The organism is Streptococcus sp. 79, from assembly GCF_013277425.1.
GTDB classification, from domain to species: Bacteria; Bacillota; Bacilli; order Lactobacillales; family Streptococcaceae; genus Streptococcus; species Streptococcus pseudopneumoniae.
This window is the reverse complement of sequence record NZ_VMMW01000003.1, coordinates 142,213-157,452: the sequence shown is the minus strand read 5'-3', so window position 1 is coordinate 157,452 and position 15,240 is coordinate 142,213. Positions and strand designations below refer to the sequence as shown.

Here is a 15,240-nt window from a genome sequence, read left to right as displayed (position 1 = left end):
GGCTTGAAGCCATAATAATACGTCTTGTCTTATGTGACATTTTTATACTCTTCGAAAATCTCTTCAAACCACGTCAACGTCGCCTTGCCGTACTCAAGTACAGCCTGCGGCTAGTTTCCTAGTTTGCTCTTTGATTTTCATTGAGTATTATTTCCATTATTTATACTGATATATAAAATAATACGGAAAACTTCTCAAAAGTAAGAATTTCTTTGACAAACCAAAGAAAACGCTTGCATATTGTTTTACTACATGCTATACTGGTATAGAAATTTATTGATTGGAGAATCATCATGAGAAAAACACCAGCTCAAACTGAGAAAAAAATGGTCTACAGCATCCGTTCCCTCAAAAATGGAACTGGTTCTGTCCTTATCGGCGCAAGCCTTGTCTTGCTTGCCATGGCTACACCAACTATCTCAGCAGACGAAAGTACACCAACCACTAACGCAAATAATAGTGAAACTACTACTGCCCTTGCCCAGCCTCTTACTGATACAGCAACTAGCACTGGTAAGAAAGAAAGCGATTTTTCTTCACCTAATAATGCAAGCGCTTCCCTAGAGAAAGAAGAAAAACCTGCAACAGAGGCGACCACTCCTGTTGCAAGCCCAGCCGATCCAGCACCACAAACTGGACAAGATCGTTCAAGTGAGACAACTACTTCCACTAGTCCAGTAACGACTGAAACTAAGGCAGAAGAGCCCATCGAAGATAACTACTTCCGTATCCATGTCAAAAAACTTCCTGAAGAAAACAAGGATGCTCAAGGACTATGGACTTGGGACGATGTTGAAAAACCATCTGAAAATTGGCCAAACGGAGCCTTGTCCTTCAAGGATGCCAAAAAAGATGACTACGGCTATTACCTAGATGTCAAATTAAAGGGAGAAGAAGCCAAGAAAATTAGCTTCCTCATCAACAATACAGCTGGAAAAAATCTAACCGGCGATAAATCTATAGAAAAACTAGTTCCAAAAATGAACGAGGCTTGGTTAGACCAAGATTACAAGGTTTTCTCTTACGAGCCACAGCCTGCAGGAACTGTTCGCGTCAACTACTACCGCACAGATGGCAACTATGACAAGAAATCTCTCTGGTACTGGGGAGATGTGAAAAATCCAAGTAGCGCTCAATGGCCTGACGGAACAGACTTTACGGCTACAGGCAAATATGGCCGCTATATCGACATTCCTCTTAATGAAGCCGCAAGAGAATTTGGATTTTTATTACTAGACAGAAACAAACAAGGAGACGACGTGAAAATCCGTAAAGAAGATTATAAGTTCACAGATTTGAAAAATCATAGCCAAATTTTCCTAAAAGACGATGATGAATCGATTTACACAAATCCATACTATGTCCATGATATCCGTATGACAGGAGCCCAACACGTAGGCACTTCTAGCATTGAAAGTAGCTTTTCAACACTTGTCGGTGCTAAAAAAGAAGATATCCTCAAACACTCCAACATCACTAATCACCTAGGAAACAAGGTAACTATTACCGATGTTGCAATCGATGAAGCTGGTAAGAAAGTGACCTACAGCGGAGATTTCTCTGACACAAAACATCCTTATACTGTTAGCTACAATTCCGACCAATTCACTACCAAAACAAGCTGGCGCCTGAAAGATGAGACATACAGCTATGATGGCAAACTGGGAGCTGACCTAAAAGAAGAAGGAAAACAAGTTGATTTGACCCTTTGGTCACCAAGTGCTGATAAGGTTTCTGTTGTTGTCTACGACAAGAATGACCCTGACAAAGTAGTTGGAACTGTCGCTCTCGAAAAAGGGGAAAGAGGAACTTGGAAACAAACTCTAGACAGCACAAACAAACTCGGAATCACAGATTTCACTGGCTACTATTATCAATACCAAATCGAGCGTCAAGGTAAAACTGTTCTTGCACTCGATCCTTACGCTAAATCTCTTGCTGCTTGGAATAGCGACGATGCCAAGATTGACGATGCCCATAAAGTGGCTAAAGCCGCCTTTGTAGATCCAGCTAAACTCGGACCTCAAGACTTGACTTATGGTAAGATTCACAATTTCAAGACTCGTGAAGACGCCGTTATCTACGAAGCTCATGTGCGTGACTTCACTTCAGATCCTGCCATTGCAAAAGACTTGACCAAACCATTTGGGACTTTTGAAGCCTTCATTGAAAAACTAGACTATCTCAAAGACTTGGGTGTAACCCATATCCAGCTCCTTCCAGTCTTGTCTTACTACTTTGTCAATGAATTGAAAAACCATGAACGATTGTCTGACTACGCTTCAAGCAACAGCAACTACAACTGGGGATATGACCCTCAAAACTACTTCTCCTTGACTGGTATGTACTCAAGCGATCCTAAGAATCCAGAAAAACGAATCGCAGAATTTAAAAACCTCATCAACGAAATCCACAAACGTGGTATGGGAGCTATCCTAGATGTCGTTTATAACCACACAGCCAAAGTCGATCTCTTTGAAGATTTGGAACCAAACTACTACCACTTTATGGATGCCGATGGCACACCTCGAACTAGCTTTGGTGGTGGACGTTTGGGGACAACCCACCATATGACCAAACGGCTCCTAGTTGACTCTATCAAATATCTAGTTGATACCTACAAAGTGGATGGCTTCCGCTTCGATATGATGGGAGACCATGATGCGGCTTCTATCGAAGAAGCTTACAAGGCTGCACGCGCCCTCAATCCAAACCTCATCATGCTGGGTGAAGGTTGGAGAACCTATGCTGGTGATGAAAATATGCCTACTAAGGCTGCTGACCAAGATTGGATGAAACATACCGATACTGTTGCTGTCTTCTCAGATGACATCCGTAACAACCTCAAGTCTGGTTATCCAAACGAAGGTCAACCTGCCTTTATCACAGGTGGCAAGCGTGATGTCAACACTATCTTCAAAAATCTGATTGCTCAACCAACCAACTTTGAAGCAGACAGTCCTGGAGATGTCATCCAATACATCGCAGCCCATGATAACTTGACCCTCTTTGACATCATCGCTCAGTCTATCAAAAAAGACCCAAGCAAGGCTGAGAACTATGCTGAAATCCATCGTCGTTTGCGACTTGGAAATCTCATGGTCTTGACAGCTCAAGGAACTCCATTTATCCACTCCGGTCAGGAATATGGACGTACTAAACAATTCCGTGCCCCAGCCTACAAGACTCCAGTAGCGGAGGATAAGGTTCCAAACAAATCTCACTTGTTGCGTGATAAGGACGGCAACCCATTTGACTATCCTTACTTCATCCATGACTCTTACGATTCTAGCGATGCAGTCAACAAGTTTGACTGGACTAAGGCTACAGATGGCAAAGCTTATCCTGAAAATGTTAAGAGCCGTGACTATATGAAAGGGTTGATTGCCCTTCGTCAATCTACAGATGCCTTCCGACTTAAGAGTCTCCAAGATATCAAAGACCGTGTCCACCTCATCACTGTCCCAGGTCAAAATGGTGTAGAAAAAGAGGATGTAGTAATTGGCTACCAAATCACTGCTCCAAACGGTGATATCTACGCAGTCTTTGTCAATGCGGATGAAAAAGCTCGCGAATTTAACTTGGGAACTGCCTTCGCCCACCTCAGAAATGCTGAAGTTTTAGCAGATGAAAACCAAGCAGGACCAGTAGGAATTGCCAACCCTCAAGGACTTGAGTGGACTGAAAAAGGCTTGAAATTAAATGCCCTTACAGCTACTGTTCTTCGAGTCTCTCAAAATGGAACTAGCCATGAGTCATCTGCAGAAGAGAAACCAGACTCAAGCCCTTCCAAACCTGAACATCAAAATGAAGCTTCTCACCCTGCACATCAAGATCCAGCTCCACAAGCTAAACCTGATTCTACTAAACCATCTGCAACAGTAGCTGATGCAGAAAACAAACCTAGCCAAGCTACAACTGATTCACAAGCTTCACAACCACATAAGGACAATAATACTCAATCACTTCCATCTACTTCTACACAAGCTATTGTAACTTCCTACACCCCAGCTTATACAAATAAGAAACCGGAAACTCCAAATCAGACAACTAAAGCTAGTTGGAAACAAGAAAATGGCATCTGGTATTTCCATAAAGCAGACGGTTCTCTAGCTACTGGTTGGATAAAAGATGGAGATACTTGGTATTACCTAAAAGATGATGGCTCTATGGTTACTGGTTGGGTAAAAGATGGCAATGTTTGGTACTTCCTAAATAGTAACGGTTCTATGTCAACCGGTTGGGTTAAGGATGGAGATACTTGGTACTATCTTGAGCCATCAGGAGCTATGAAAGAAAATCAATGGTTTGAAGTTTCTGGCAAATGGTACTATGTTGATTCATCAGGTAAACTTGCAGTTAATACAAGAGTTGAAGGCTATTTGGTCAATGAAAACGGTGAATGGATTAGCTAAAACTGCTACTGTATAACCTTTGCATAGCTAGATATAGCTAGATATAACTAGATATAGCTAGATATAACTAGATATAACTAGATATAACTAAGCACAACGATAACAAACTCCTGTTTGCAGGAATTAGTCTCCTTGCCCTTCTAGGTCTCGGCTTCTTGCTAAAAAACAAAAAAGAGAACTAAACTAGCCCTCCTATAGAAAAATCCCCCAAGCATTATAGCTCGGGGGATTGATTTTTGTACAATATTTGTTGTCCTAATAAACTTGATTAGTATTTTTTATTAAGCCTCTTTCATGGCAAAGTAAGCCCGGACTTTGGGTGCTACTTGTGTTCCGAATAGTTCAATAGCTCTCAGAACCTGATCATGAGGCATAGAACCAAGAGGTAGGTGCAACATGAAGCGGTCCAAATCTAAATCCTCTATCATGCGAATCAATTTTTCGGCCACCTGATCTGGATTGCCCACAAACATGGCGCCATTTGATCCTACCTGCTCCAAATATTGCTTATAACGCAATTCTTGCCAGTGTGGACGGTCTTTGGAAATAGCATCCACTACTTGCTTGGTCGGATGGAAATAATCTTTCACAGCCTGCTCGCCATCTTCAGCAATCCAACCCCAAGAATGGACCCCAACCTTTAGTTCATGACTGGCATGGTCTGCTTCGCTCCCAATCTCACGATAAGCCTGAATCAACTTTTTAAAATAACGAGGGTTACCACCAATAATGGCATAGACAATCGGTAGGCCTGCCTGAGCAATCTTTACTGTTGATTCGACATGACCACCTGTCGCTATCCACAAGGGTAATTTGTCCTGAACTGGACGAGGATAAACTTCTTTACCAGCAATCGTTTGGGTCAATCGACCTTTCCAGTCTAGCTTTGTCTTTTCATTGACTAACTGGAGCAAGTCTAATTTCTCATCAAAAAGGGCTTCGTAGTCTTTCAAATCATAGCCAAACAGAGGAAATGATTCCGTGAAAGAACCCCTTCCAGCCATAATCTCCGCACGTCCATTTGACAAAGCATCGATAGTGGCATATTGTTGGAATAAGCGAATCGGATCCATGCTCGAGAGAATGCTGACTGCACTGGTCAAACGGATTTTCTTGGTATTGACTGCCCCAGCTGCCAGGACAATCTCTGGGGCTGATACTGCAAAATCCTCTCGATGGTGCTCACCAATCCCATACACATCCAAACCAACCTTGTCAGCCAGTTCAACCTCTGCTAGCAACTGGCGAATGCGTTCGTCATGACTGTAAGTTTGCCCAATCCCTTCAAGCTCCGTTGTTTCCCCAAATGTTGAAATTCCCAATTCTACCATTGTGATTCTCCCTATCTACTCTGTCCTTCAATTTGAAAAATTATTCTAATACTCAATGAAAATCAAAGAGCAAACTAGAAAGCTAGCCGCAGGCTGCTCAAAGCACTGCTTTGAGGTGGTAGATAGAACTGATGAAGTCAGCTCAAAATACTGTTTTGAGGTTGCAGATGGATGCTAACCTGATTTGAAGAGATTTTCGAAAAAGATTAAATATACTCTACAATTTGCTCAATCAATTCTGGGTCGTCTAAACCTGTAACTTGTATAACAACATCTTTGACTGATTGTTTAGCCAACAATTCACCTAATCGAATACTTTCTTCATCATTTACATCGCGATAGTCAAAGGCATAGCCAACTGTTTTAAGTAGGTTTTTATATGGCAAACTGAGTTCTTTCAATTCACGTATCGGCCGGATGAATCGTTCATTATAGCCTAATTTTCGGATTGGAGTACGAGCTACGCGACTAACCTCGTCCACTATGAAAGGATTTTCAAACCGTTCTATAATGACTTTGTGATAATTCTCCAATTCTTTTTTATCAAAGTTCCATTTGGCAATCAAGAGACTCCGAATTTCAGTTAATACAGATTCAATCCGAGATTTGATATTAGGATTTTGAAGAGCTTCCAAAATTGTCTTGGCACCATAATGCGCACCAATGTAAGCTGAAGTTGCATGTCCAGAATTGACTGAAAAAAGTTTTCGCTCAATAAAGGGTTCTAAATCTTCTTCATAATGCACATCTTTTAGACGTAAATCTGGATTTTTAAGACGCTTGGTTTCCACGACCCATTCATTAAAGGGTTCGACCACAACAAAAAGGGAATCTTCGTGACTTTGTGCTGGAACAATCCTGTCTACTGCAGCATTTGGAAAACCTATGTAGTTATCAGCAAATGTCAAACCTTCCGGACTTAAATATTTCTTGACTTCTTGATAAAGAAATTGAGACCCGCCAATCATATTTTCACAGGCCATAACATCCAATGCCTGTGTATTTCCTGCAACTCGGCGAGCTTCGATTCCTTTGGCTAGAAGTTCAGCGATAAAAGGGAGTATATTAGGTCCGATTGCAGTAGTAATAATATCCGTCTTTTGAATCGCTTCAATGACTTGCTCAGGATGTTCTTTGCTATTAATGCCAGCCACATTAGTTACTTCTATACGAGACTGTCCTTTCTGTGCAATTTCAATTTCATACTTGCCCTTTTCATTTAGAGCATGAATTATCTGATTATTGACATCCACAAAATCAATATGGAAACCATTTTTAAATAGAATTTCACCTATAAAACCACGACCGATATTACCGGCACCAAAATGAACAGAATGTTTCATTCAATTTCTCCTTTTCCTATTTGAGGGACATATATACTAGATGACAAATGACGAAATTCAATTATTCAACAGCATCAAATAAGCGCAATACTTCCTCTTTTGACTGAGCATCTGCTAGTTTAAGAACATTATCTACATCTGCACAGAAGATAGAAATTTTCTGAATAATTTCTAAGTGTTCATTACCAATACCAGCAATACCAAAAAGAACCGTTGCCACTTGAGGGTTAGATACATTCCCAAAATCAACCCCTCTAGGGACTTGAACGACTGTAATACCAGACTTGAGGACATCATTTTTTGCTGCATCTGTTCCATGCGGTATGGCGATAAAGTTACCCATGTAAACAGATAGCTCTTTATCTCGCTCAATCATGGCTTCAATATAGTCTTCATTAACATATCCACCCTCATAAAGAACTTGCCCACAATAACAGATAGCTTCCTCCTTGTTAGAAAATTGTTTATTAAGCTTAATCAAATGTTTTTCAAGTTTCATATTAGTTCTCCAATTTCTTAATTTTTTCGTTAAAAATAGTATTTAGCATCTGATAAATAATGGATTGATTTCCCGTCTTGTAAATCTCTGTATAAAGATGATTTTCAATAATCGACTGACTAATAGCTGTCATTAAATCTCTCGCTTCCTCGCTAGCTTCTTTAGACATTAGCATTAGCAGACACCTTTTGACCTCTTCTTCCTCTCGTTTCATTGACAATGCGGAGATAGGTAGTTTGAGTTCAAACATAGTAAAACTATTTGTTGTTACTTTGCTAGACTGACTATGTAAAAGCACCAGACCAGTATTAGGAATAGCCATAGGACTATTCTGGAAGTGAGATAACAATTTTCTTGTTAGGTAATCTCTGTCACTCACATTCTTCTGATATTGGATGATTTGTTCTACCGTGTGCTCAAATGATTGATTATTCTCCAATTGAACCAACTCGAATTGACTCAAAAGCTGACTACTAGATATTAAATAATCTTGCAAGTCATAACTTTTCTCTGGAGCGATAGCATCACGCGCGACAATTGTACGATGTGCCTGTACATACTGAAGTCGTTCCTGTAATTCAAGCAGTTCTTTGACGGTTGGAAAACTAGAAATTACATCGATTTCCTGATTAGTCAGCGGCTTGGTAGATAAAATATAATCATACTGACTGAGATCAATACTGTGGTAATCTACTAGAGACTGAATATCTATCAACTCTACAAAAGGAGCAACACTCTTAATTTTACTGACTAATAAATCTCTAGTGACCCGACGTTCATCCGTTAAAAGCAAAACACGGACTGGATAAATCTCTGGACTACGGCCTAAGCTAGAGATAAAATGTAGGGCAATCATGCCATACTCATACTCTGTATGAAGATATTTCGGAAAAATATCATTTACTAAAAGACTGATGACTGTATAAAGAAATTTATTCCTTTCAACTAAAATCTGGACAGATTCTGGCAAATTTTCACCCTGAAAAAGGATAGGGACGCCTAAACTGAGCCGAATATGATGGAAAAGAAAATTGAATAAAACCTTGTCCTTAAAAAAGTCAATCTTGGTATACATGGAAACCGTATCAATCAGATTTGAAATATTGTAGAAAAATTCACCATCAAATTTCTCCGTAAAGAGCGGATTGTCCTGACGTTTAATGATTAATTCATCCAAGATGCTCGCAAAATAGATAATTTCCTGAATACTATAAAATTGTGCAGTCTGCTTAGAGTAAGCTTGAAAAATTTTTTGAGAAATTTCCAAAGCCTGCTTACTAGTATTAGGTGAATTTTCAATGTTTTGCTCCTGACCTATAAGAGATAACAAGATCGCAAAAAACATCTTCATCCTAGCATCCATATCTGGAAAACCTGACAGTTGCTTATTAACAATCTGACTGGCCAGCCTAGTTCTATCTGCTTCTAAAATATCAAAGCTCCCAAAATTACCGGTTGAAAAATCTGCTACTGAGATACAGTTTGTCAGTAAAATAGCCAAAAATCTTCTCTTACCAACTGAATCACCAGAAATACGATAACCTTTTTGTCGTTCAATTTTCAGATCAAAGTCTAAAAGACGCTTATCAATATCTGAAATATCCTGAATAATAGTTACATTACTGACTTTCATGCATTCTTGCAATGCTTCATTGGTGACAAAACCACTCTCAGTCAGAAGGCGATAGGTAATCAACTCTTGTCTTTCTTGGGGACTATACTCAACTAACACTTCAAGTTCTGTCGGCAAATCATCCAACTCTCCAGTCAAAATATAGTATTTCCCATGCTTCGTTATTTCGATTCCATATTGCTCCATGCTATCTGTCAAATCTGATAAAGTTCGATAAATTGTTCTAGATGAAACCTGTAAGATTTCAGTCATGTCTTGCATTGAAAGCTTCCCTACATGTAGGAAAGCCTTCAATAATTGTTCTTCTCGTTTGGTTAATAGCATTCGTAATTTAGAAACCTCTAGTTCTATTTGTACATTCTAACAGCCATTTTGTCATATTCTGGTGTTGTTACTAAACTATCCACAATAAGAAATTGAGAATTCGGTGCTGTTTGCTGCACTTCTGCCTGTAAAGAAATAGTTGTTACAATCATTATGTTTTTAGAATTAAATTCACCTAATTCTGAAATTTTGGCAGTAGAAACTGGAATACGAATATTCTTGTTTCTAAAGATAGCCCGAATCGTTTCACAGCCCATAGTTGCAGATCCCTGTGCTTTACCATAAGCAACTACTACAGCATCAATATGGTTAAGGTCAATTTCCTGACTATCTACTGATGCTGAAGTTGATATATCTCCTTCAATTTCTGCTATTGGAGAAGCTCCTGTTAATGAAGCTACAATTTCATCATAACGAGGGGACGCTAAGAAATTATCAACAGAAACATGAATAGCACTTGGACTCTTGTCTTTAGCTCTTGGTGTCAGTTCTTCCTGAGTAACAATTAATGTTTTTGGTGTATCAAGCAAATTTGAGATTGCCTGATTAGATACTGGAATCTCTAGACCTGCTTTTTTAACCTTATCTCGAAGAATACTAGCTCCCATAGCAGAGCTTCCCATACCAGCATCGCAGGCGAAAATGATTTTTTCCACTGAGTCTGTCGAAACAACTGCATCAACAGAAGTTGATACTAACTGACCTTTAGACTGAGCCTTAGCTGCTTGGGTAGCCGCCTGAGCAGCTTCGAGCGAATCCTCAGTTGACTTGTCTGCATGAAGAATAAGGGCTGCTACAAGGAAAGAAACAACTGCTGCCACTAAAACACCTAGAAGAACATTTAGATGGGGCCAAACGCCTTTTGGCGCCGTAGCCATAATCGCAATAATAGAACCTGGTGAAGCTGGAGATTTAAGACCAGCGTCTAAGAGTTGAAAAGTAAAAGTTCCAGAGATACCTCCTGCCATAGCAGCTAAAAATAGAGTAGGCTTCATCATAACATAAGGAAAGTAAATTTCATGAATCCCTCCGAAGAAATGAATAACCATTGCCCCCCAAGAAGAAGATTTAGCAGAACCTTTACCGAATACAGCATAAGCTAATAGAATTCCCAGGCCTGGTCCAGGATTAGCTTCCAATAGGAAGAGAATTGACTTACCAGCTTGAGCTACCTGTTCTACTCCCAGAGGAGTAAAAATGCCATGATTGAGGGCATTATTGAGGAAAAGGACTTTAGCCGGTTCGATGATAATATTAGCCATAGGAAGGAGGCGAGCATTGACAATAGCCTCAACACCATTCCCAACAGCTCCAGTAAGAGTCGATACGACTGGACCGATTGCGTAGAAAGCTAAAAGCAATAATGCAAAACCAACGAGACCAGCTGAGAAGTTATTAACTAACATTTCAAATCCGGGACGAATTTTTTCCTGGAACTTCTCATCAAATTTCTTGATAGTCCATCCTCCCAGTGGGCCCATTACCATAGCTCCGATAAACATAGGAACACTAGAACCTGTGATTGCACCAACAGTAGCAATAGCTCCTACAACGGCACCACGTTGACCATGGATCATATATCCACCTGTGTAACCAATCAGGATTGGCAATAAATACGTTAACATAGGACCAACAACAGTAGCTAACTGTTCATTTGGCAGATAGCCATCAGCGATAAAGAGGGCAGTCAACACTCCCCAAGCAATAAATGCTCCAATATTGGGCATAACCATATTTGAAAGCGATGTCCCTAGTTTTTGAACTCTGACTTTCAATGATACTTTTTCTTCCATTAGGATCATCCTCCTTTTCTTAAAACTAGTATATACAAAGTTAAAAACCTTTAAAACTAAAGTTTTGTCACAGATTTTGTGCCAAAACTTTACTTTTGACGAGGCTGGGCAAAAAGGCTTAAAAATGATAAAACGCATCATATCAGGTGTACAAAACCTTAATATGATGCGTTTTATCATGGAAAGATTTACTGAATTTTCTCTTCAAATTGAGTTTTTGCCCAGCTTCCTCTTTTTATAGTAGTTTGAAATAAGATACGAACAAATCAATTGGAAAATTCAAATTAATTTCTAGAAATATTTTAGTATTCCTGTGTACTGTTCTAAATTCAATCTGCTATAATTATTGAAAAGTAAACCCTTATCATCATTTGTAACATAAAAAATAGGCTGTAAAACCTTATAGGATAAACCTATGGCTTTACGCCCGTATATTCATAGATTCTATTCTACCGTTACTGACTTGGCAAGGTTACGTGGTTTGTCCACATCGAGGCCACGGTGGAGGGTTGCAAAGTAAGCGACCAATTGTGTTGGTACGACCATTGAAATTGGTGAGAGGTAAGGGTGTACAGTCGTAAGGACGATATCGTCTGTCTCTTTAGCAACATTTTCTTCTGCGATAGTGAGGACTTTTGCACCACGGGCTGCCACCTCTTGGATATTTCCACGAGTGTGGTTGGCAAGGACTGGATCTGACAAGAGGGCCAAAACAGGTGTTCCTTCTTCAATCAAGGCAATAGTTCCGTGCTTAAGTTCTCCTGCCGCAAAGCCTTCACACTGGATGTAAGAAATCTCTTTAAGTTTGAGACTTGCTTCCATGGCTACGTAGTAATCTTGACCACGTCCGATGTAAAAGGCGTTACGAGTTGTTTCAAGTAGCTCACGAACCTTGACTTCAATGGTTTCTTTCTCTGAAAGAGTTGATTCGATAGACTGAGCTACGATTGACAACTCATGAACTAAATCAAAGGCTTGCGCTTTGGCATTGCCATTTGCTTCTCCGACTGCTTTTGCAAGGAAGGCAAGGGCTGCAATTTGCGCTGTATAGGCCTTGGTTGAGGCTACGGCAATTTCAGGACCTGCGTGAAGGAGCATGGTATGGTTAGCTTCACGTGAAAGGGTTGAACCTGGGACATTTGTCACTGTCAAGCTTGGGATTCCCATTTCATTAGCCTTGACCAAAACCTGACGGCTATCCGCTGTTTCACCAGACTGGCTGATAAAGATGAAAAGTGGTTTCTTGCTGAGAAGTGGCATACCGTAGCCCCACTCAGATGAGATTCCAAGTTCAACTGGCGTATCTGTCAATTCTTCCAACATTTTCTTAGAAGCAAATCCTGCGTGGTAAGATGTTCCAGCTGCAAGGATGTAGATACGGTCTGCGTCTTGAACAGCCTTGATAATAGCTGGGGCTACGACAACTTGACCAGCCTCATCTGTGTAGGCTTGGATAAGTTTCCGCATAACCGTTGGTTGCTCGTCAATTTCCTTGAGCATGTAGTAAGGATAAGTTCCCTTACCGATATCAGACAAGTCAAGTTCAGCAGTGTAGCTAGCACGCTCACGACTGTTGCCATCATAGTCTTGAACTTCCACACTATCCGCCTTGACGATTACCAACTCTTGGTCATGAATTTCCATGTATTGGTTGGTTTCACGAATCATAGCCATAGCATCTGAGCAGACCATGTTATAGCCTTCCCCAAGCCCAATCAAAAGTGGAGATTTGTTTTTCGCTACATAGATGACTTCAGGATCTTGTGAGTCAACCAAGGCAAAGGCATAAGAACCACGGATGATGTGAAGAGCTTTTTTGAAGGCTTCAAGAACTGACAAGCCATCTTCTTCCGCAAATTTTCCAATCAAGTGAACGGCTATTTCCGTATCTGTTTGCCCCTTAAAGTGGTGACCTGCAAGGTATTCTTCCTTGATTTCAAGGTAGTTCTCAATCACCCCATTGTGCACCAAGACAAAACGTTCAGTCTCAGAGCGGTGTGGATGAGCATTGTCTTCCATTGGTTTCCCGTGAGTAGCCCAACGAGTATGTCCGATCCCAGTTGTTCCCTCAACACCAGCTGTCTTGGCAGACAATTCTGCAATACGACCTACAGCCTTGACTAGATGGCTTTCAGCACCACCTAGGACAAAAATCCCCGCAGAATCATAGCCACGGTATTCGAGCTTTTCAAGCCCTTGAATCAAAATATCAGTTGCATTTGTGTTTCCAACAACACCAACAATTCCACACATAGTATATACGACACAGACCAGCTGTGCTTTCTCCTTAAAATTGGTATAGTCTAATTCCTCTTTTATAGAATCAGCAAAAACAGTATATACTTGTTTCTTTCACTTGTCAAGAGTAAAAATTGGTATAGTTCAAATTAAACTCCTATAAGTAAAAAACTCTGACCAATTTGGATAATCAGTCAGAGTCCTTTTTAAAATCCATTATTATCGCTTAATTCCTTGAACCAGTACCCTGATTTTTTCAGACGACGTTCTTGCGTTTCCAAGTCTAATTCGACCAAACCATAGCGATTTTTATAGCTGTTAAGCCATGACCAACAATCGATAAAGGTCCAAATTAAGTAGCCCTTACAATTGGCTCCGTCTTCAATGGCACGGTGAAGTTCACGAAGATGAGCTTTTACAAAGTCAATACGGTAATCATCTTGAATCATTCCATTCTCACGGAATTTTTCCTCTCCTTCAACACCCATACCATTCTCTGTCAACATCCACTCAATATTGCCATAATTTTCCTTGATATTTTGGGCGATGTCATAAATCCCTTGCTCATAAATCTCCCAGCCACGATGAGGATTGATTTTACGTCCAGGCATTACATAAGGCTCATAAAAATGTTCTGGCAAAAGAGGACTCTCTGGATGCTTAGCAAATCGAGGTGCCATAACACGCAAAGGTTGATAGTAGTTGACACCAAGGAAGTCTACCGTATTGTCACGAATGACTTCCAACTCCTCCTCTGTAGCATCAGGCAAGAGACCGTATTCATGTAAGATTTCTACCAACTCCTGTGGATAAGTCCCCAAAACAGACGGATCTAAGAAAGATTGGGCCTGAAAAAGGTCCGCAATACGAGCTGCCTTGACATCAGCAGGATGCTGGCTACGTGGATAAGCCGGTGTCAAGTTGAGGACAATCCCAATCTTGGAATCTGGCAAAAGTTCATGACAAGCCTTAACCGCCCGACTGCTGGCCAATTGTGTATGATATGCTACTTTAACGGCTGCCTCTGCATCCACCTTATGTGGATAATGGGCATCGTAAAAATAGCCAAATTCTACTGGAACGATGGGCTCGTTAAAGGTAATCCATTGATCCACTAGATCTCCATAAGTCTCAAAACAAAAACGAGCATAGTTTTCATAGGCTGAGACAGTCGCCTTATTTTCCCAACCATCACCAGCTTCTTGAAGAGCAAAAGGTAAATCAAAGTGGTAGAGATTGACTAAAAGACGAATCCCCTTAGCCTTAATAGCCTCAAAAACCTTACGATAGAAATCCACACCTTGAGGATTGACTTTTCCACATCCTTGTGGAAAAATCCGTGACCACTGAATAGAAATCCGAAAGGCCGTGTGACCAGTTTCTAACAGTAGCTCAATATCCTGTTCCCAGTTTTCATAAAAGCTTGATGTTTTATCTGGACCAATTCCATTATAGTAGCGATTTGGCTCCACTTGGAACCAGTAATCCCAGAGATTATCTCCCTTACCGTCACCAGCTATACGTCCTTCTGTCTGCGGCCCAGAAGTAGAGGATCCCCAGACAAAATCCTTTGGAAATCTTAGCATACATTTACCTCTTTATCTAGTCATTTTTCCCATTATACAGAAAAAACAAGGTAAAAACTAGTTACATTTTTTCCTTGT

At 40.4% G+C, this 15,240-nt stretch carries 9 protein-coding genes; 2 read left to right on the top strand and 7 right to left on the bottom strand.

The window, feature by feature from the left end; genetic code table 11:
• Window positions 1-293: 293 nt before the first annotated feature.
• Entirely contained in the window at window positions 294-4,415 is a 4,122-nt protein-coding gene (locus tag HT729_RS01955; protein ID WP_240164409.1) for a pullulanase, read from the top strand.
• Window positions 4,416-4,696: 281 nt separating this feature from the next.
• On the opposite strand, the gene HT729_RS01940 is transcribed toward HT729_RS01955, so the two are convergent.
• On the bottom strand, window positions 4,697-5,746 hold the full coding sequence (locus HT729_RS01940; RefSeq protein ID WP_000229791.1) for an LLM class flavin-dependent oxidoreductase: 1,050 nt from the start codon (window positions 5,744-5,746) through the stop codon (window positions 4,697-4,699).
• Between the two features lie 55 nt (window positions 5,747-5,801).
• On the opposite strand from HT729_RS01940, the gene HT729_RS01935 reads away from it, so the two are divergent.
• Window positions 5,802-5,924 carry a chlorohydrolase gene (locus HT729_RS01935; RefSeq protein WP_153300023.1) on the top strand — a complete coding sequence of 41 codons (123 nt, stop codon included), beginning with the start codon at window positions 5,802-5,804 and terminating at the stop codon, window positions 5,922-5,924.
• A 28-nt stretch (window positions 5,925-5,952) separates the two neighbouring features.
• Here HT729_RS01935 and HT729_RS01930 read toward each other — a convergent pair whose 3' ends face one another.
• From HT729_RS01930 to bglA, 6 genes are all read right to left on the bottom strand, one after another.
• Window positions 5,953-7,089, bottom strand: coding sequence for a mannitol-1-phosphate 5-dehydrogenase (locus tag HT729_RS01930; RefSeq protein WP_172931598.1), 1,137 nt, complete (start codon window positions 7,087-7,089; stop codon window positions 5,953-5,955).
• Between the two features lie 61 nt (window positions 7,090-7,150).
• Window positions 7,151-7,588, bottom strand: coding sequence for a PTS sugar transporter subunit IIA (locus tag HT729_RS01925; RefSeq protein ID WP_000764149.1), 438 nt, complete (start codon window positions 7,586-7,588; stop codon window positions 7,151-7,153).
• A 1-nt stretch (window position 7,589) separates the two neighbouring features.
• Window positions 7,590-9,545, bottom strand: coding sequence for a transcription antiterminator (locus HT729_RS01920; RefSeq protein WP_001864364.1), 1,956 nt, complete (start codon window positions 9,543-9,545; stop codon window positions 7,590-7,592).
• 23 nt (window positions 9,546-9,568) lie between these two features.
• Window positions 9,569-11,338 carry a PTS mannitol-specific transporter subunit IIBC gene (locus HT729_RS01915; RefSeq protein ID WP_050261316.1) on the bottom strand — a complete coding sequence of 590 codons (1,770 nt, stop codon included), beginning with the start codon at window positions 11,336-11,338 and terminating at the stop codon, window positions 9,569-9,571.
• Between the two features lie 444 nt (window positions 11,339-11,782).
• Window positions 11,783-13,591 carry a glutamine--fructose-6-phosphate transaminase (isomerizing) gene (gene glmS / locus HT729_RS01910; RefSeq protein WP_172931597.1) on the bottom strand — a complete coding sequence of 603 codons (1,809 nt, stop codon included), beginning with the start codon at window positions 13,589-13,591 and terminating at the stop codon, window positions 11,783-11,785.
• Window positions 13,592-13,782: 191 nt separating this feature from the next.
• A complete protein-coding gene (gene bglA / locus HT729_RS01905; protein WP_023939649.1) occupies window positions 13,783-15,162 on the bottom strand; it encodes a 6-phospho-beta-glucosidase in 1,380 nt (459 codons plus the stop codon).
• Window positions 15,163-15,240 lie beyond the last annotated feature (78 nt).